Below are 17,790 nucleotides of genomic sequence, written 5' to 3'. Positions count from 1 at the left end.
TTTCTATAGATAGAAAACAGAAAAACCCTTGATGTACAAGGGTTCTTCTAGCTTATGTTCAGTAAGATATGGAATGTTTCTGATACTAAACTCTACTGCTCCAGCAGTTGAGCTTGCCGGTTAAACCAATTCATGAAATTGTCCACAACCATATCCAAAAACTTTACGGTAGGTTCATGAATAAGATTGCCCGCCGCATCTATTTTCTCGTGAACAACACCGACGTAGACTTCATTGCCCGGAAGGAGCGGAGAGGAAACTCCAGGTGAAAATAAAATGTCGCGCAAATGTCCTTGCGCCCGAGCCGTGCCCAGCGCACCCATAGATGCGCCCATAATCCACGATGGTTTACCGACCAACACCTTATCGCCTCGGGATAACCAATCAATCGCATTCTTTAAAACGCCGGAAATAGAGTAGTTATACTCTGGAGTGACCCATAGAACAGCATCCGCTGCCGCCACCTTGCTGCGAAATTGGACAACCTCCGAGGGCGGGTTATTTTCTATATCTTCATTGTACATGGGGAGCTCTTTAATGCTCAGGACTTCTATATCCAATCTGGACTGATATTTTTTCTGCATGTATTCCGCCAGTTTTTTATTATACGACTCCTTGCGAATACTTCCTACGATTGCAACAATTTTCATCTGCAATGCCTCCTGTTGTCATCCTCACTTATATTGTTCTCTTTTAGATTTTCCCGATTTTTCAGCAATAGTCTTTTGAGTCCGAAATTTCTTGCCGATCTTTCACGCACGGCTCATTTAGTTTGCACATCAACAGTTGATATATCGATTATATTAAAAATAAAGCTGCTGTTCAAACCCGCATGAACGGCTTAGCAGAATAAAATAATAGATCGATTCGAATAGAAGCATGTGGACAAATAACGCATAGAGAGAGCATTGCCGTGCAACGCTCTCTAGCTGCCTTTACTCCATATTAATATTGCCTCCGACGATTCGATCTCCGGCATTTCCAGCCGGATCTGTTAAATAATCGTCTTCTTGAGCATGAATAATAATGGATTTGCCAAGCAGCGAATTCGGACTCCCCTTCTCCAACGTCGCTCGTTCGAGCAGCAGATCGGCTTCAGCGGTACCGTCCTGCTTTACTTCCAGATTCGGCATATCGCCTAGATGTTGCCCCTCAGGGTTGGAGCGGCCGTGCTTCTTTCCTTCCGGATTGAAATGACCCCCGGCCGTCTTGAAATCGAACGGAACAAAAGCTTTCTCGTGAATGTGAAAGCCGTGCTTGCCTGGAGTCAGTCCGGATACCTGCAACTGCAGGCGGACGCCCCCGGCTTCCCGCGTCAGGGTCGCTGAGCCTACTTCCTTGCCGCTAGTATCGTACAGCTTGACATACGGCTTGCCGATCGATACGGGTTGGGCCTTCCCTCGCCAGTCTATTTGCTGAACCGCAGCCAGCGTCAAGCCCCCGATTAAGATTATGCCGCAGATTAAAGCGGCCAATTTGCGTCCTAATGCTCCTTGCTTCATATTGTTACCTCCTAATTATTTAGCTTTTACTTGAATCCGGTCCGATTTCGCTCTCACATTCTTTTATTTCCATAATTTGCTTAGTTTTAAACGCGGCCACCCATTTCGAAGGAATCCGATGGAAGTTTTCTTATTTCAAATACTTTTTTTACTGCAGCTGTAACAAAACGATAGTAAACTGGCACTAATAAGTAAGAGACCGTCAAACAGGCCTGTGGAAATATGAGTAACGAAGAGGTGTGTTCATGTATGATCACATAAAACAGATGTATCTGGTTTACTACCATGAGCTGTACAGGTTTGTGGCCAAGCTTTGCCGAGACCCTGATCAGGTGGATGATATTATCCAGAATACGTTTTTGGAGGCGATTAAAAGCATGGAAACTTTTAAGAGCCATTCCTCCCTCAAAACCTGGCTGTTCGGCATAGCCAAGCATCAGTTGTATCGACAATTTAGAAAAAACAAAATCCAGCTCGACCTCGATGCACTGGCCGAGGCGGAGCTGGCTACGCAAAGCGACTTTAGCGATAAACTGCTGGCAGAGCAAATCCTTGATGCCATCAACGGATTGGACCCGCCTCATAACGAGATTATGCGACTGCGGCTAATCGATGGACTGTCCTTTAAAGAAATTGGAATGCGCGTAGGAAAGACGGAAAACTATTGTCGGGTGAATTTTTTCCGCACCAAGGATAAGCTTAGAAAGGAGTTTGCTTATGAACACATGTAATGTGGCCAAAGACCTCATCCCTTTATATGTAGAGGGGCTTACGAATGAGGACAGCACAGCGCTGGTGGAGCAGCATCTTGCGGAATGTGCGGATTGCAAAAGCTACTATGAAATGATCAAACAAGATTATGATAAACAAACGCCGGTTCAACCGGATAACAAACAGTTGGATAAATTAATGGCGCAGCTGGCAAAGTATCAGCAGAATATCAAGCTGGCCGGGGTGCTGCTAGCCATGTTGATGACCAGTATCATCCACGGCGCCGGGGTTCAGTTTATGTCGACGCTTCCTTTTCTGATTCTGGTCCCGTTTGTGTGCAGATTGTACTATAACAAATCATTGCCCATCCTGTTGTCTTCCATCGTCTTTGGGGTTATCGGAGGATTATTAAGCGAGAATCATGTCAGTTTTGTTCCTGTCTTTACTTTCTTGGCTTTTCTTTCATCCTGTGTCGGTGTCGGAGCCGGAATTCTAATGAAGCTTGGGCTTCAAAGAAACTGGAGAGTAGCTTGCTCCATAGCTGCCGGCGCCCTGTTAATTGTAAGCTGCCTCGTTTTCTTCTCGCTTAGCGGCAATCCGGTCGGTTATGTCCAGACGATGAGCAAAACCAAGGAATACGTTAATCAAACCTATGAGAAAGGAACGCTGACGTTCAAGGGAGTTGTTTTTAACTTCAAGGATAAGCAGCATTATGGAAAGTTCGAATATGTATTAAACCAAACCCGGCAGACGGCCCTCATCGGTATTAATTACTACGGAGAGGTGAACGATTCGTATAAGTACGCTCTGGAGATGCAGTTTGTTGAGGAGCGGAGCGCAGAGCTGAAGACCGAAATTGCCGCCGCGGTTGATTATTCGCCATTGACCATTGCGGCCAAGCCGGAAGAGGTGCTTCACATAACTCAAGATGAAATCAACAACCGATATTACCATCTATCCTATGATCTGGATAAGCGCAATAAAGCAACTGGGCTTAGAAAAAGCGAAAGCGGAAAGCTGCGCTATGAAATCTCTTTCGGTCCCTTCAGCCATGAGTACGATAAGCTGTCGAAGGAGCAATTTATAGCTAAATCGACCGCCATTCTGAGAGCTCTGCAAGCGCGTCAGGTACCGTATCACAGCATTCAAATATCTGCGCTGGATATGAACGGCGGTCAGCTGCAAACCGTAAGCTTTACCCATCCTTCCACGGTCCAGCAATTAATCGAAAGTTATGTGACGGAAGACTTTCCTCCCCAACCGAAAAAATAACTTCGCAAAATGTGGTCAAAAAAATCCCCCAGAGTGTTACTGTTCTTGGGGGATTTTGCTTTATTTACGGATCTCCCGATGGATCATTGTTGAATCACGTACTTTTGATATTTATCCAAGTCAACCGTCTTACATTCCAACGTCAGCTTCGTGCCGTTCGGTTCGTAATCGGTCGCCAGAACATGGGCATTTTCATTGAAATAAGAAATCAAACTTCCCTGGTCATAGGGAATCAACATCTGACATTGAATATAATTGTCGAAAATATGGTCACGGATTAGCCCGATCAGCTCTTGAATACCGACGCTATTCCTGGCGGAAAGATACACTCTATCGGCTTCCGCCCGAGGAATTTCAATCTCCATTAAATCGGCCTTATTATATGCGTAAATAGTAGGAACGTCTTCAATGCCTATCTCTTTTAAAGTATCTTTCGTAATCTGAATAAGCTGCTCGTAGTGAGGATTAGAATAATCCACGACATGAATCAGCAGATTAGCCTCAGCCGCCTCTTCCAGCGTAGAGCGAAAGGCTTTAACGAGATGATGGGGAAGCTTGCTCACGAAGCCCACCGTGTCCGTCAACAAAAAAGATTTGTTATCCGGCAAAGAAATATTGCGTATTGAAGTGTCCAATGTGGCGAATAACATATCCTTCTCAAACACTCGTTTGTGATCGGCCGATGGGTTGGACAGGCTCACCATAGCGTTCATGATCGTTGATTTACCGGCGTTCGTATACCCAACTAGAGAGACAACGGGAATCCCTTTCTTTTTCCGCTGCCACCTCTGTGTTTGCCGTTGGGCTACCAGCGTTTCCAATTCTTTATTTAAGGCGGAGATTCTTTCTTCGATCTTCCGCCGGTCCAGCTCCAGCTTCGTCTCGCCGAGGCCTCTGTTTGTCGTCCCGACGCCGCCGCTTTGACGGCCTAACGATTCCCGCAGCCCGATCAGCCGAGGCAGCATATATTGCAGCTGCGCGACTTCCACCTGAAGCTGCGCCTCCTTAGTTTTGGCCCGTTCGGCAAAGATGTCCAATATTAGAATCGTCCGGTCGATGACCTTGCACTCCAGATCCGCTTCCAGATTACGAATCTGAGAAGGAGATAATTCATCGTTAAAAATAACGACATTCGCCTCATATTGCTCGATCAAAGCCAGAACGTCCTGAATTTTCCCCGTTCCGATATAATGGGAAGGGTTGACGCGATTCAAATTTTGGGTCAGCCGAGCGACGACCTCCACTTCGCAAGCGGCTGCCAAATTGGCCAGCTCTTCCATGGAGTAGGCAAAATCCTGCTGTTGATTAAAATTGACACCGACCAGAATCGCTTTTTGTGTTAGTTCCATAAGTAAATATCCTCCGAGCATTTTATATTAACCTGTGGCGCACTACCCTTAGAGAATTCATCGCATTTCTAATAAAAGTGCATGGGCGCACCCTTCTGATCTAAGAAGCCTTGGATTGGGTGGCTCTCTATTCTTATATTTTAACAGAGATCTGACCGTCCATACCGGATTTTATAGTTATATTCGTTTTTGCGTACGACAAAAAGCACTCAAAGCAAAACAAGCCATGCGAATAAGCAAACGAATAAGAAAGGCAACCAAGCCAACATCGCGCAAAAACATCCCGTCCTTCGTTCTTGGGGAATAAAAAGGCAGCGGTCTGCAGATTCCATGCCTTAGCATTCCTTGCAACGTATGAACGGGATGCTCCTGAATAACACCCAATCAAATTAAACTAATCAATTCCGTCCCGATGGAAAGTCCTCCGTACTTTATTGCCGACAATCTGCGAAAATTACTCCTATGCTCTTATAATGGCTGGTCTACTTTTGATCCTGGCTCCCGGCACCTGACAAAAGCTGCGCCTGGGCGGCAGCAATCCGGGCCAATGGCACGCGATACGGTGAACAGCTAATGTAATCCAATCCCGCCGCATGACAGAAAAATATCGATTGTCTATCTCCCCCATGCTCCCCGCAAACTCCGGTTTTCAAATGGGGCTTTACCGTTCTGCCCTTCTGCACCGCCCATTCAATCAATTGCCCGACTCCTTCCCGGTCAAGCACTTGAAACGGGTTGTGGGGAATGACCTTCTGCTCTACATAATGAGTCAAAAACTTCCCTTCGGCATCGTCGCGGCTGTAACCAAACGTCATCTGAGTCATATCATTCGTGCCGAATGAAAAGAAATCCGCCTTCTCCGCAATTTGATGGGCAGTCAATGCAGCCCTCGGCACTTCAATCATCGTGCCGACCTTATAAGGACAGCGAGCGGCCTCCCGCCCCAGAACCCGTTTCGCAATCCGATCCACCAAAGAACGCATCAGCTCTAGTTCATTCACATGACCGACGAGCGGAATCATGATTTCCGGCAAGGCACGAATCCCCTCGGCCGCACATTCGGCTGCTGCCCGGAAAATCGCTTCCGCCTGCATTTCATAGATTTCCGGGAATACGATGCCGAGGCGGCAGCCGCGCTGGCCAAGCATCGGATTCGCTTCGTGAAGAAGACGGACTTTGCGCAGAAGCTGCTCCACCTCGGCTTTCTCCACTGCAGCGGAGGGGAAATCCTGCGAATCCAGTCCCGCGGTTGCCAGTCCTGCCGCCTTCGTTGAAGCAGACCGATCAGATGTGAACTCGTGACCTTCCGGTACGGCCGCTTCCCGCCTTTCTTGTGCAGCTAAACGATAATAACGCTGGGACAGTTCGTCCACATTCGGTAAAAACTCATGCATAGGCGGATCGAGCAAACGGATCGTCACCGGCTTCCCGTCCATCGCGCGGAACAAGCCCGCAAAATCTTTGTGCTGGATAGGCAGCAGCTCTGCGAGCCATTTCAGCCGCTCCTCCTTGGACTCCGCGAGGATCATATGGCGTACGAGCGGAAGCCGGTCCGCCCCGAAGAACATATGCTCCGTGCGGCACAGTCCAATCCCCTCCGCACCAAACAGGCTCGCCTTGCGGGCATCCTCCGGATTGTCCGCATTCGTCATGACTCGCAGCGTGCGCACTTCGTCCGCCCATTGCAGCATCTGCTCCAGCTCCGCAGACAGCTCCGCTTCCTTCAGCCCAACCTTGCCTGCAATGACGCGGCCATTCGCGCCGTCGATCGAAATCCAGTCGCCCTCGCGGATCGTTCGGTCTCCGGCCCTGAACAGGTTTCCGTCGATGTCTAGCGACTCACAGCCGCACACGCACGGCTTCCCCATTCCGCGGGCGACAACGGCCGCATGGGAAGTCATCCCTCCGCGACTGGTCAATACTCCTTCGGCCGCCAGCACACCGTGAATATCTTCCGGAGTCGTCTCCGAGCGGACAAGAATAACCGGTTTGCCCTCCTTCGTCCAATGCTCGGCGGTATCGGTGTCGAACACGGCCTGTCCCGACGCGGCTCCGGGAGATGCCGGAAGTCCGACCGCAAGAACCTCCGGCTCACCAGAACAATCGATCGCCCGATGCAGCAATTGATCGAGATGAGTCTCTTCTATCCGCAGCAGCGCCTCTGCTTTCGTGATGATGCCTTCTTCCACCAGCTGCACGGCAATCCTCATGGCTGCTTGCGGCGTTCTTTTCCCGCCTCTCGTCTGCAATATATACAGCTTATGTTTGTCCACCGTAAACTCGATATCCTGCATATCTTTGTAGTGTCGCTCCAACTTATCCGCCAGCTCCGCAAGCTGCACGTAAAGTGGCGGCATTTCCTGCTCCATCCGGGCTATCGGCAGCGGCGTCCTGATTCCGGCCACTACGTCTTCCCCTTGAGCATTAGTTAGAAATTCGCCGAATAGAATCTTGTCCCCAGTAGACGGGTTCCTGGTGAATACTACTCCGGTCCCGCAGTCGTCCCCCCTGTTGCCAAAAACCATCGCCTGAATATTGACCGCCGTGCCCTGTTCGTCCGGGATCCGATGAGCCTTGCGGTAAATAATGGCCCTTGCATTGTTCCAGGATAAAAATACCGCTTCTATCGCTTTCTCCAGTTGTTCGTTTACATTCTGTGGGAACGGAACCGCCGCTTCCTGCTCGATTAGCTGTTTGTATTGATCCACCAAGCTTTGCCAGTCTTCCGCCGTTACTTCACTTTCTTCCGAATAGCCCCGCTCCTCCTTCATGCGAATCAAAAGGTCTTCAAAGGAAATCAATGGAATATGGAGAACGACATTCCCGTACATTTGAATAAGACGGCGATAGCAATCGTAGGCGAACCGAGGATTATTCGTTTCCTTCGCCAAGCCTTGCACAGTTTCGTCATTAAGCCCCAAATTTAATATCGTGTCCATCATGCCCGGCATCGAGGAGACTGACCCCGAGCGAACCGAGACCAGAAGGGGATTGTGTGGATCCCCGAACCTCTGGCCTTTTGCGTCTTCGATGCCGTGCATTGCCGTAGAAACTTGCTCCATGACCCCCTCCGGCAAAGCACGCCCGCTCGCATAAAAAGCACGGCAAGCCTCCGTCGTCACGGTAAAACCGGGAGGCACCGGAAGACCGATGCCTGTCATTTCCGCCAAATTGGCACCTTTGCCGCCGAGCAATTCCTTCATAGACACACTGCCCTCTTGAAAAAGAAACACCCATTTAACCGCGTTCATTCGACTCGACTCCTTTAGCCAGGCTGCAATTGGCTTCTTCGCATATTGTGTAGAACTTCTTGACGCCTTCCGTGGGTATAGTCCCGATAATCTTGCCGCAGCTCCGACATAATATCGTGCCGAGCTCAAGCGGGAGAATCGCCGTTCTTGCCGTCCATCCTTCATTAGTGTTCATTACCCGTCACCCCCAATTAGGTTCGCCTTACGGCGGGAAAACGTTGAATCCTTCATTAATGAGTTTTAATTCATTAAATATGACGTACTATTTCTAAAAATATAATACAACAAACTGATTTATGACACAATATATAAATTAATCATTTTATTATTACATCCTATTTTGAACAAGTCTATGAATAGGCCTAGCTATTCCCATTGCAACCCAAAAAAAAGAACCGCCTTCCTACAGCGGTTCTAAGCAAATATGCTATGGTTAGTTTCCAAGATGTTCTTTAATGGCCTCAAGCCCCGCCATCTGTCCAAGAAAAAACGTATCCCCAACTAAAGTATCAACGGAATAAACCTGATTCTTTTTAACAGCCTTCAAGTTTTTCCATACCGGGTGATCGGTCCAAATATTAATAAGCCCTTGCGGATCTTCCGGATTCATTTGCCGGCGATTTTCAGCAATAAATATATGATCCGGGGCAAATTCGCTTAACGCTTCTATTCCTATTCTGCCTCCAATCTTGCCGTCTTCCGGCAGCCCTTCCACAGGTGTCAGTCCAACCTCCTCATAGTAAATAGGAAAATTGACAGGATGAATGACTGTGAAGTCCTTGCCGTTCGAGATTAGAAACAGCACGGTTTCACCCGAATGCACGGCGGCCGCTGCCTTGGCCTCTTCCTTCAGCTTATTAAAGTCGGCAATCACTTCCTCGGCCTTGTCCTCCTTGCCGATGATCTCAGCAAATTTCATGAGGCGGGACGGAGCATCCAAAGAAAAATCAATGACGATAGATGGAGCCAGCTTATCGAATTCTTCAAACCTGGAGCCCTTGCCCGTACTGGTCATTACAATGATATCCGGATCCATTTCCATCAGCGTTTCCAGGTTCGTTTTCCCGCCAAGATCGACCACTTCTTTTCCTTCCGCATATTTGGCAAAGATCGGTGACCGCTCTTTCGTGCTGAAGCCTTCAGAGACGATCGGGGCAAAATCAAGAATGAGCAAATAGTCTGTCCCCATTATATCGACACTGGCCACTCTTTCCGGCTTCTTCTTCAGCTCCAATTCTCCCATTACATGCTTGATCGTACGCGGGAAAGCCTCTTTAGACAGCTCATCCTTCTCCTTGTCTGGAGACGACCCGTTTTCAGCAGAGGCCATTGCTGCCCCTGACGGATCTGGATCAGCTGCAGAGCCTGGCCCTACCCCTTGCTGTTTTTCTCCACAGGCCGCCAACAATACCACGGTGAGCATAAGAACCGCTATACCGATCTTCATTTTCCCAATTCGCATTTGGACTTCCCCTCTATTCCACTTCTTAATATTTAGGTTTGCGTTTGCTTCTTCTTAACCGATCCAAATCTTCTATATTTACGCCTTGGTTCTCAATAATAAGTAAATAAAGTAAGGACCGCCCAGTAACGAGATGACAACTCCGGCCGGGATCTCCGTATATTCCATAAAACTCCGGCCGATCGTATCTCCGGCCAGCACAAGCAGCGAGCCGACTGCAGCCGTAATCGGCAGCATATATTGATGTTGAGGACCAACCAGCCTTCGCGCAATGTGCGGGCCAAGCAGCCCGACGAACCCGATTCCCCCGCCGGTAGCTACACTGGAAGCTGCCAAACCAACGGCCGCGGCCATTAATCCCAATCTTTCCCGATGGATGGGCACCCCTAGCCCCACAGCGATTTGTTCATTCATGCTGAGCATATTCATCACTCTTGATTTCCAATAGACATAGGGCAGCAGGATAACTATCCAAGGGAGCAGGGCGAGAACGAATTTCCAGTTGGAACCCCACAACGATCCCATCTGCCAGGTGACTACGAACTCAAAGTTTCGCGGGTTAAGCTGCAGAGTCAGGATGACACTTGCGGCGCTTAATCCAGCCCCTACCGCAATACCGGTCAGAAGGAGACGGGTTGGCGAAATGCCCTGCCCTTTTTTATAAGAGAGGGTGTATATTAACACTGCCGTGAGCCCTGCACCGACTAGAGCCAAAAAGGGCATCAAAAACGGAGGAGCAACATTTGTCGTCGGATAAAAGGAAACGAACAGCAGGACGGCCAGCCCTGCGCCGGAATTAATCCCGAGAATGCCGGGATCAGACAATCCGTTACGCGAGATTCCTTGCAGCACAGCTCCCGATACCGCCAAACCAGCGCCAATCATTACTCCAATGATAATACGGGGAAGACGCAGATCGAACAATACGGTATTTTGTTTCTTGGAGCCTTCTCCCAGCAGCGTATGCAGTACCTCAAGCGGCCCTATGCTGTAACGCCCTGTGTTCAGACTGACAAGCAAGCCGAGCAGCAGCAGGATCCCCAGCAGCGTGATCCCTTTCATACTTCGTTGTTTTTGTTTAGAATTCATCAGCTCCGGCATAGGCTACAATTCCCTCCGTTCCTTGCGAGCAAGAAAGAGGAAAAAAGGAACGCCCAGCACAGCAATGATGGAACCAAGCGGAGTTTCGTAAGGCAAGGCGATAAGCTTCGCTCCGATATCAGCAAAAACCACTAAAACTCCTCCCAGCACAGCGGAACACGGAATAATCCATCGGTAATCGACACCCACCAGAAATCTGACGATATGCGGAATGATCAGACCGATAAACCCGACGCCGCCAACGGTAGAAACGGAAGCGCCGGCCAGAACCATAACGATAACCGTTCCGATTCCTTTAATCAGCTTTGTCCGCTGGCCTAAGCCAGAAGCTACCTCCTCGCCCAGGCTTAGTATCGTTATAGAGCGGGAAATCAGCATGGCTGCTATTAATCCGCCAACAATCCATGGCAGCATCACCGAGACCTGAAACCATTCGGCGGTCGATATCCCGCCAGCGGACCAGAAGGCCAGATCGTAATTAATCTGGAACAGTAGAGACAAGGCTTGAGTTAATCCCGATATTAAGGAACCGACAACAGCGCCGGCCAATACGAGCCGGAGCGGCGTCATGCCGCCTTTGGCAAAATAAGCGATCGCATAGACCAGCAAGGCCCCCATTCCCGAGCCAATGAATGAAAATAATATGATATATTCAAAGGGCAGCCATGGAATGAACGCAAAGACCAGCACGAGGACGAGGCCGGCTCCTGCGTTAATGCCCAGCAAGCCGGTATCAGCAATAGGATTGCGAGTCATTCCTTGCATGAGCGCCCCCGCTACCGCAAAGGCGGCACCGACCAATGCCCCGGCAAGTGCCCGCGGCATCCGCAGCGTCTGCACGATCACATGGTGATCATTATTGGGATCATAAGCGACTATGGCACTCCATACCGTCCCAAACGAAATGTTGGCCACTCCCGTTATGATGGAGGAACCAATGCCGAATACGATTGCACACGCCCCGGCAAAAATGATGAAAGCAGCCATCCACGGACGTGTTCGAAGCGGAGGGTTAGGATTACCGGATATCGGCTGAGACCGGGCCATTAGAATACATTTCCTCCGTTAGGGTCGATGTATGAATAACCGTCAGCTTATCCTTGGCAGGGGTCCGCGGTCTTGCCTCGGGAATCGTTTCGGGATAGCCGACCTGAAGCATACCGACCAGCTTTTCTCCAGGATTGACGCCTACGGCCTTTAGGAATCCGGGCTGGTACGTGAATGGCTCCGTTTTCCAGATGACTCCGAGCCCACGCTCCCAAGCGGCGAGCTGAAAATTCTGAATCAATGTGCTAGCAGCTGCAAAATCCTCCTCCCATTCCCGTTGCCGGGAATCCTCCTGAATGATAACCAGCAAATATGCCGGAATTTCCATAAGCTTTACGGGATCTCGTTTCTTGATGCCGTGACTGGATATCGCTTCAGAAATAATCCTCTTTCCTTCATCGATATATAAAATAAACCTCCACGGCTCTCTCAAACCGTGATTGGGTGCCCAAACGGCTATATTCAACAGCTCGGTAATTACCTCCACAGACACGGAATCCGTTTTAAACCGTTTGATTGTCCGCCTCTCTGTAATTATGCGGCTGGCGGGATAAGGGTTGGACTTCATGAGATGTAGGACCTCCTCGGAATGAACTTGTTTTGAAATTGATTCTCATTATCATTGTAGTGCAGCAGCAGAATATTAAAATAGAGAATCCTGATTATTTGAATAGACATTCCTCTTCCTCATAATCATTCGTGAAATAACCCAATGCTTTAGCAATCGCCTGTTCGTGGCCCAGGGCCGAATAATGGAGCCAAGGATACGCATTGGCATAATATACATTTCCTTTAATCATTTTGGGCTTGCATCCAGCACGAACATGAAGATCAAACAGCAGAACGTGATCCGCTTGAAAATCGTTCAATTGCTCAATGCACTCCACATCCTCGAATTCCATATCACGAACGCCGAGCGGAGAATGCAGCTGTAAATCGCCGTACAATACCTCTCCCAATTTCCGTCTTTTTGCACCGAACACCCGGACTCCGTTGACCCCCACCCTCGCCGCCAAAACAGTCTCGTTGCGCATTTTTCTATGAATCCGTTCCCTCGCGGCTTTGGCTTTTAATTCGTAATAATATAGCCAACTAGCTGCGACCTCCTTCACCCCGATCATCTCTGCGAGCTGTTTCAAATGCTCGCGCCAGGATAGTTTCTTATAAGAAATGAGCTGCACCGGAGCGATCTCCGCAAGCTCTTCCCTCCATTCCCGAACTGCGTCGCTGCCGATGATCCAATCGGGCTTGGCCTGACGCAGCATGTGCAAATCCAGCCCGGCTTCGGACCACCGATCTTTGATCCCCAGGGGAGGACTCTGTCTGAAATAGGGGATCAGATTGTCCTCGGGGACTCCCAAAGCAAGCAAGCTTCCAATAAAGACGGGATGGAGTACAGCGATTTTGGCATGTAGTGATTTCATATAGCGGAATGGAGGGACGCCAACCGTCTTCTTGAACACCCGGCTAAAATAGTAGACATCATTGTACCCGACAGCTTGAGCTACTTCGCTTATTCTTGCTTCCCCTTCCGTCAGCAGCCTCCTTGCTTTCTCCATTCTTTTCTTCGTAATAAATTGCAGTGGAGTTAATGACGTATATTCTTTGAACTGCTGATAGAATACGGACGGTGTCATCCCGGAATAACGCGCCATCTCTTCAATCTGAAATGGTTCTTCACAATATTGCTCCATCCGCTCGGCCATTCTTCTAAACATCAATCTGGGATATGCCCCGCCGTGCTTGTGGATGGCCGACTTCAGAATCTCCCACAGCTTCATAAATGCTATATGCAGATGAACACTTCCGCCGCGGCCCCTCCAGCATCGATACAGCTCTTCCACATAATGGCGCGCCATAGGCGCCAGGCGCAGATTGATTTTACCTTGCACTGAAGGAGGTGAATCCTCTATCCTCCACTCTTTCCCTACTCTGAATGCTCTTGCGGCATTAAATATGATCCGGTACACCGACATAAACCGGGTTCTCGGCATGACAGAGAACGACTGGAATCCGAGAGGAGCAATTAACAGGTCCCCTGACTCTATCTCTTCTATCTCTTCTATCTCTTCTACCTCTTCTTGGCCTTGCGACCAATCGATGGTCCCTTTTCCTTCATCGATCAGAAGCATTATGTACTCATTATCGGACCTGCCTTCGTTATAGTACCAAGTTCCTGAATGCGAAAGCCGCTCCACCTCGACAATATCAAATACGGGCACATCCCTGTGCATCAACTCTTCCATGAAAGCATCCTCCAGTGGATCAGATTCGGTATATTTGTACTGATAATATATTAAATGATAATGATTATCAATATCACTTATTGTATTAAATTTGCAGCTCATCCTCAACCCCTGCTGCCCCTCTTTAGCACAAACCACTATCCCGATTTTTACACGAAAAAGATAGTATAAGGGAATCTAGTTTCAGAAAATGGAGGCCTAAAATAAAGATCGCCCCCGTACAGGAAGCGACTTGTTATAAAAAATCTATTCGATTTTAGCAGCACCTAGTCTAATGAAACAGCTACAGGGTGCAGCCATAATTATTCATGAAGGTCCGGAGCTATGAAGCGGCCTTTCTTCGTCAGGGGAATTCGATATAAGGATTAACCGACTGCAGCTTGGCAAATAATCCTTTTTCATCCTTGGGCAGGGAGAATAATCCCCATCTATCGGGATCGTATTGAATGGCCAGCCTTGTTAAAGTCCAGGAGGGAGACGACAGCGAACGGCTGCTGTAGGTAATGCCATGGATTTCTTTAATCGGAATCTTCTTCTTGAATATTCCAAACACTACAATTAGCGTCTCGTCTTTAATCAAATAATAAGAGTTAAATAAAGCATGGGATATCAAAAATGAAAGAACAAGAGGAATCAAACTGGACATGACCGTCTCGTATGTGTTGTAAATAATAAAAAATGGCAGAACCGTAATACACCAAGCTAAAAAAACCAACAAAGGATTTTTTTTAATTTCGAAAACCACCCGGACCATCCCCCGTATCGTTAATCTGTCTGATTTCCCAATGTGCATCGGGCTCCTGCCGGGGCTCTTCAATTTACACTTAGCTGATTTCCCCAAACCATCGGCAGATAATTATTATTCTACCAAAATTCACATAGCAAAGTGAACCCTGTAAGCACCGTTGTGACCGATAATAATAACAATTCATTTAAGGTTGGAGGTTAATCTGCCGTAACCGGTTATGCACTGAAAATAGGCGAAGGCAATTTCACCTGCAACTAACAGTGTTGAAGGAGACGAGTGACGTCCTTCTGACTAATATCCCCTTGACTCAGAACAGATGCTGTGCAACTTCAAGCATATTCCTGGACTGCAGGAGGAACAGAGGGATAGAAGACATACGCTCCTGATCTCTGCCAATCAAGGGCTAGCTAGGACACGCTCTAATGACAACCGGCAATTAAGGAAAGTTAGAATATGCTCTTATGACCACTGGTAATTAAGGATAGCTAGAATATGCTCTTATGATCAATGGTATTTAAGGATAGCTAGAATATGCTCTTATGATCAATGGTATTTAAGGATAGCTAGGGCAGGTTCTCCTGATTGAAGGGGATAACAGTCCAAAGGAATACGAAATGGACTATATCTTCGAGGGGCCCGACCAGTGAACAGCCCTCTCCTGTCAATAAGACAAGAAATAAGTCGCCACCGCTCCCGCAAGTATTCACCTGCCTCAGAGCAGAGCATGACCCTCCATTTGTGCTTACCCTCCCTTTTTTCAATCTAAAAAATCAGTTTTTTCTCTTGATTTTTATTTTAATTTATATATTATAATTTATATTATTCAAATTATAATATATGGAGGTTTCTCATGAACACAAAACAAACTTCAGGCACTCGCATCACAATCGTTGGGCTTATGCTGGCTCTTTTGCTCGTGTCACTGGACTCAACCATCTTATCGACAGCCATCCCAACCATCGTAGTAGATCTGGGAGGAATGGCTCAGTTTTTCTGGGTGTTTTCTGCCTACATGGTGGCAAGTGCAGCCGGAATGCCTATTTTCGGAAAACTTTCAGATCAATACGGCCGCAAGCTGTTTTTTGTCCTTGGATTGATCTTATTCATGATTGGCTCATTGCTCTGCGGAAGCTCCCAATCCATGACACAGCTCATCCTTTACCGGGTTTTGCAAGGAATCGGGGGAGGGGCCTTGATGCCTGTGATTTTCACCATTATTTTCGATCTGTTTCCTCCCGACAAACGGGGGAAGATCGTCGGGTTATTCAGCTCCGTATTCGGTCTATCCAGCGTGTTGGGTCCGCTTGCCGGGGCATTCTTTTCAGACCATCTTCATTGGCGGTGGATTTTCTACATCAATCTGCCTTTGGGCATTGCCTCCCTGCTGCTCGTTGCCTACTTTTACCGGGAATCATTCGCCCGCATCCGCCCCTCTATTGATTGGGCGGGCACTCTGCTGTTGATCGGCTCGATTCTCTGCCTGATGTTCGCACTGGAATGGGGAGGCAAGCAATATTCCTGGTCTTCTCCTTTAGTCATTAGCTTGTTCACGGCTTCTGGCGTTTTACTTCTTGTCTTCCTATGGGTGGAGACCCGGGCCGCCGACCCGCTGATTCCACTATCCTTATTCAAGAAAAAGCTTTTCGTATCCAGCATGGCCATCGGTGTCGGATTCGGAATGATTCTTATGGGAGGCGCCTCGCTAATTCCCTTGTTCATCCAGGGGGTTAACGGAGGGTCGGCAACGAATGCCGGGATCGTGCTCATGCCGATGATGTTAAGCTTGGTTGCAGGCAGCACGATTGGGGGAATCTTTCTCAGTAGAACCGCTTATCGTAACCTTATGCTTCCGGGTGTTACTTGTTTGCTGGCCTCCGTCATCCTGCTCAGCTTGATTACCCCGGATACCGCTCGCTGGCTCATTACTTTGGATATGATTCTTATGGGCTTGGGCATCGGAATTTCTTTCCCGGTCTCGTCTTTAATGGCGCAGGATGGAATTGGCAAGCACCAGAGAGGAACCGTCAATTCTCTGGTCCGGTTCTCCCAAGCTTTAGGCAATACACTGGGCATTTCTTTGCTTGGCAGCCTGCAAACCAATGCCTTGACCACTAGGTATGGCGAATGGTTTGTCAAGAACGAGCCGGGGGACCTATTCCGCGATCCGGAAGCGCTTCTGAATCAAGAGATGCGATCCACTATTCCCGCCGGGCAGTTGGATCAGCTCACGGGGATTCTCTCCGATTCTATAGCTTATGCGTTTATGTGGGCCGTACCGATTGTCATTGTCACTTTCATTTTCATTTTGTGGATAGGAAATGCTAAAATAGAAAAGAAAGAACCTATCCAGCCGGTTCCGAATGCAATACACGGACGGTAAACTCTAACTAGCTGGGGGTAAAAGTATGGCAAGAGGTGTGAAACCGTATGTCTATGAAATTAGCTATCCTCGGACTACTTATGGAGAAGAACAATCATCCCTACGAAATGCTGCAGGAAATGAAAGAAAGAGAAATGCATAACTATATGAAAATTCAGTACGGCTCCCTTTACTATGCGATCGATCAATTAAAGAAGGACGGTCTAATTGAAAAAGTGGAGGTAACCAGCGAAGGAAATCGACCGGAGAAAACGATTTACCGAATTACGGAGGAAGGCACAAAGCAGTTTCAAACCATGCTTTTGGAGCAAATGAGGAAGTCCCCGCGTATAACGCACCCTTTATTTGCCGCTCTTTCCTTTGCCCAATATGGCGATCAGGCCCAAATAACGGAGATTATCCTTATGCAGATTCAAGATATGGAGCAAATGGTCCATAAAATGCGGAATTTGTACGAAGAGCATACCTCGTTTGTTTCGCGCTCTAATCTGCACATGTTGTGGGGAGGTTATCTCCATGCGGTAACCGAATTAAATTGGCTTAAAGCGCTGTACGAGGACGCCAAAGCCGGAAGATTGACCGAAATCGGGGGACCCTTGGAGGAGGGTGTCGACGAGTTGGAAAAAGCCTAGCTAATGGGTTCTAAATCCATTAGCTTTTTTACTTACTCCCTTTACTGTACCACGGTCCATGCAACTATGCTCCGTTGTCCGAATATATT

The 17,790-nt window shown here is 48.2% G+C and carries 15 protein-coding genes; 4 read left to right on the top strand and 11 right to left on the bottom strand.

Features of this window, described 5'->3' with window-relative positions; genetic code table 11:
- Positions 1–92: 92 nt before the first annotated feature.
- Both KJS69_RS08465 and KJS69_RS08460 read right to left on the bottom strand, forming a co-directional pair.
- Positions 93–650 (bottom strand): NADPH-dependent FMN reductase, encoded by a 558-nt coding sequence (locus KJS69_RS08465; protein ID WP_213583295.1) that lies wholly within the window; start codon positions 648–650, stop codon positions 93–95.
- Between the two features lie 285 nt (positions 651–935).
- Complete coding sequence (locus KJS69_RS08460) at positions 936–1,502, bottom strand: superoxide dismutase family protein (protein WP_213583294.1); 567 nt, start codon at positions 1,500–1,502, stop codon at positions 936–938.
- A gap of 245 nt (positions 1,503–1,747) precedes the next feature.
- Between KJS69_RS08460 and KJS69_RS08455 the strand changes: the two genes are divergently transcribed.
- Together KJS69_RS08455 and KJS69_RS08450 are read left to right on the top strand one after the other, a co-directional pair.
- Complete coding sequence (locus tag KJS69_RS08455) at positions 1,748–2,233, top strand: RNA polymerase sigma factor (protein WP_213583293.1); 486 nt, start codon at positions 1,748–1,750, stop codon at positions 2,231–2,233.
- Positions 2,220–3,485 carry a zf-HC2 domain-containing protein gene (locus KJS69_RS08450; RefSeq protein WP_213583292.1) on the top strand — a complete coding sequence of 422 codons (1,266 nt, stop codon included), beginning with the start codon at positions 2,220–2,222 and terminating at the stop codon, positions 3,483–3,485. Before KJS69_RS08455 ends, KJS69_RS08450 begins: the two co-directional genes overlap by 14 nt.
- A gap of 83 nt (positions 3,486–3,568) precedes the next feature.
- Here KJS69_RS08450 and hflX read toward each other — a convergent pair whose 3' ends face one another.
- From hflX to KJS69_RS08405, 9 genes are all read right to left on the bottom strand, one after another.
- Positions 3,569–4,834 carry a GTPase HflX gene (gene hflX, locus KJS69_RS08445; protein ID WP_374706618.1) on the bottom strand — a complete coding sequence of 422 codons (1,266 nt, stop codon included), beginning with the start codon at positions 4,832–4,834 and terminating at the stop codon, positions 3,569–3,571.
- 482 nt (positions 4,835–5,316) lie between these two features.
- Positions 5,317–8,085: a pyruvate, phosphate dikinase gene (gene ppdK / locus KJS69_RS08440; RefSeq protein WP_213583290.1), complete on the bottom strand. Its 2,769-nt coding sequence runs from the start codon at positions 8,083–8,085 to the stop codon at positions 5,317–5,319.
- Entirely contained in the window at positions 8,072–8,260 is a 189-nt protein-coding gene (locus KJS69_RS08435; protein ID WP_213583289.1) for a GapA-binding peptide SR1P, read from the bottom strand. The genes ppdK and KJS69_RS08435 overlap by 14 nt, the downstream gene beginning before the upstream one ends.
- 258 nt (positions 8,261–8,518) lie before the next feature.
- A complete protein-coding gene (locus tag KJS69_RS08430) occupies positions 8,519–9,547 on the bottom strand; it encodes an ABC transporter substrate-binding protein (RefSeq protein WP_249730430.1) in 1,029 nt (342 codons plus the stop codon).
- 78 nt (positions 9,548–9,625) lie between these two features.
- Entirely contained in the window at positions 9,626–10,648 is a 1,023-nt protein-coding gene (locus KJS69_RS08425; RefSeq protein WP_213583288.1) for a FecCD family ABC transporter permease, read from the bottom strand.
- A gap of 3 nt (positions 10,649–10,651) precedes the next feature.
- Positions 10,652–11,695, bottom strand: coding sequence for a FecCD family ABC transporter permease (locus KJS69_RS08420; protein WP_213583287.1), 1,044 nt, complete (start codon positions 11,693–11,695; stop codon positions 10,652–10,654).
- Positions 11,667–12,263, bottom strand: coding sequence for a nitroreductase family protein (locus KJS69_RS08415; RefSeq protein WP_213583286.1), 597 nt, complete (start codon positions 12,261–12,263; stop codon positions 11,667–11,669). Before KJS69_RS08415 ends, KJS69_RS08420 begins: the two co-directional genes overlap by 29 nt.
- Before the next feature lie 94 nt (positions 12,264–12,357).
- Positions 12,358–13,941 carry a helix-turn-helix domain-containing protein gene (locus KJS69_RS08410; protein WP_213583285.1) on the bottom strand — a complete coding sequence of 528 codons (1,584 nt, stop codon included), beginning with the start codon at positions 13,939–13,941 and terminating at the stop codon, positions 12,358–12,360.
- 343 nt (positions 13,942–14,284) lie between these two features.
- Complete coding sequence (locus KJS69_RS08405; RefSeq protein ID WP_213583284.1) at positions 14,285–14,734, bottom strand: PH domain-containing protein; 450 nt, start codon at positions 14,732–14,734, stop codon at positions 14,285–14,287.
- 805 nt (positions 14,735–15,539) lie between these two features.
- Between KJS69_RS08405 and KJS69_RS08400 the strand changes: the two genes are divergently transcribed.
- Both KJS69_RS08400 and KJS69_RS08395 read left to right on the top strand, forming a co-directional pair.
- A complete protein-coding gene (locus KJS69_RS08400) occupies positions 15,540–17,069 on the top strand; it encodes an MDR family MFS transporter (RefSeq protein WP_213583283.1) in 1,530 nt (509 codons plus the stop codon).
- A gap of 47 nt (positions 17,070–17,116) precedes the next feature.
- Positions 17,117–17,701 (top strand): PadR family transcriptional regulator, encoded by a 585-nt coding sequence (locus tag KJS69_RS08395; protein ID WP_213583282.1) that lies wholly within the window; start codon positions 17,117–17,119, stop codon positions 17,699–17,701.
- The last annotated feature ends 89 nt before the right edge of the window (positions 17,702–17,790 follow it).

This window comes from Paenibacillus sp. J2TS4 (assembly GCF_018403245.1).
Lineage (GTDB): Bacteria > Bacillota > Bacilli > Paenibacillales > NBRC-103111 > Paenibacillus_L.
This window is presented reverse-complemented; position numbering and strand designations above follow the sequence as displayed.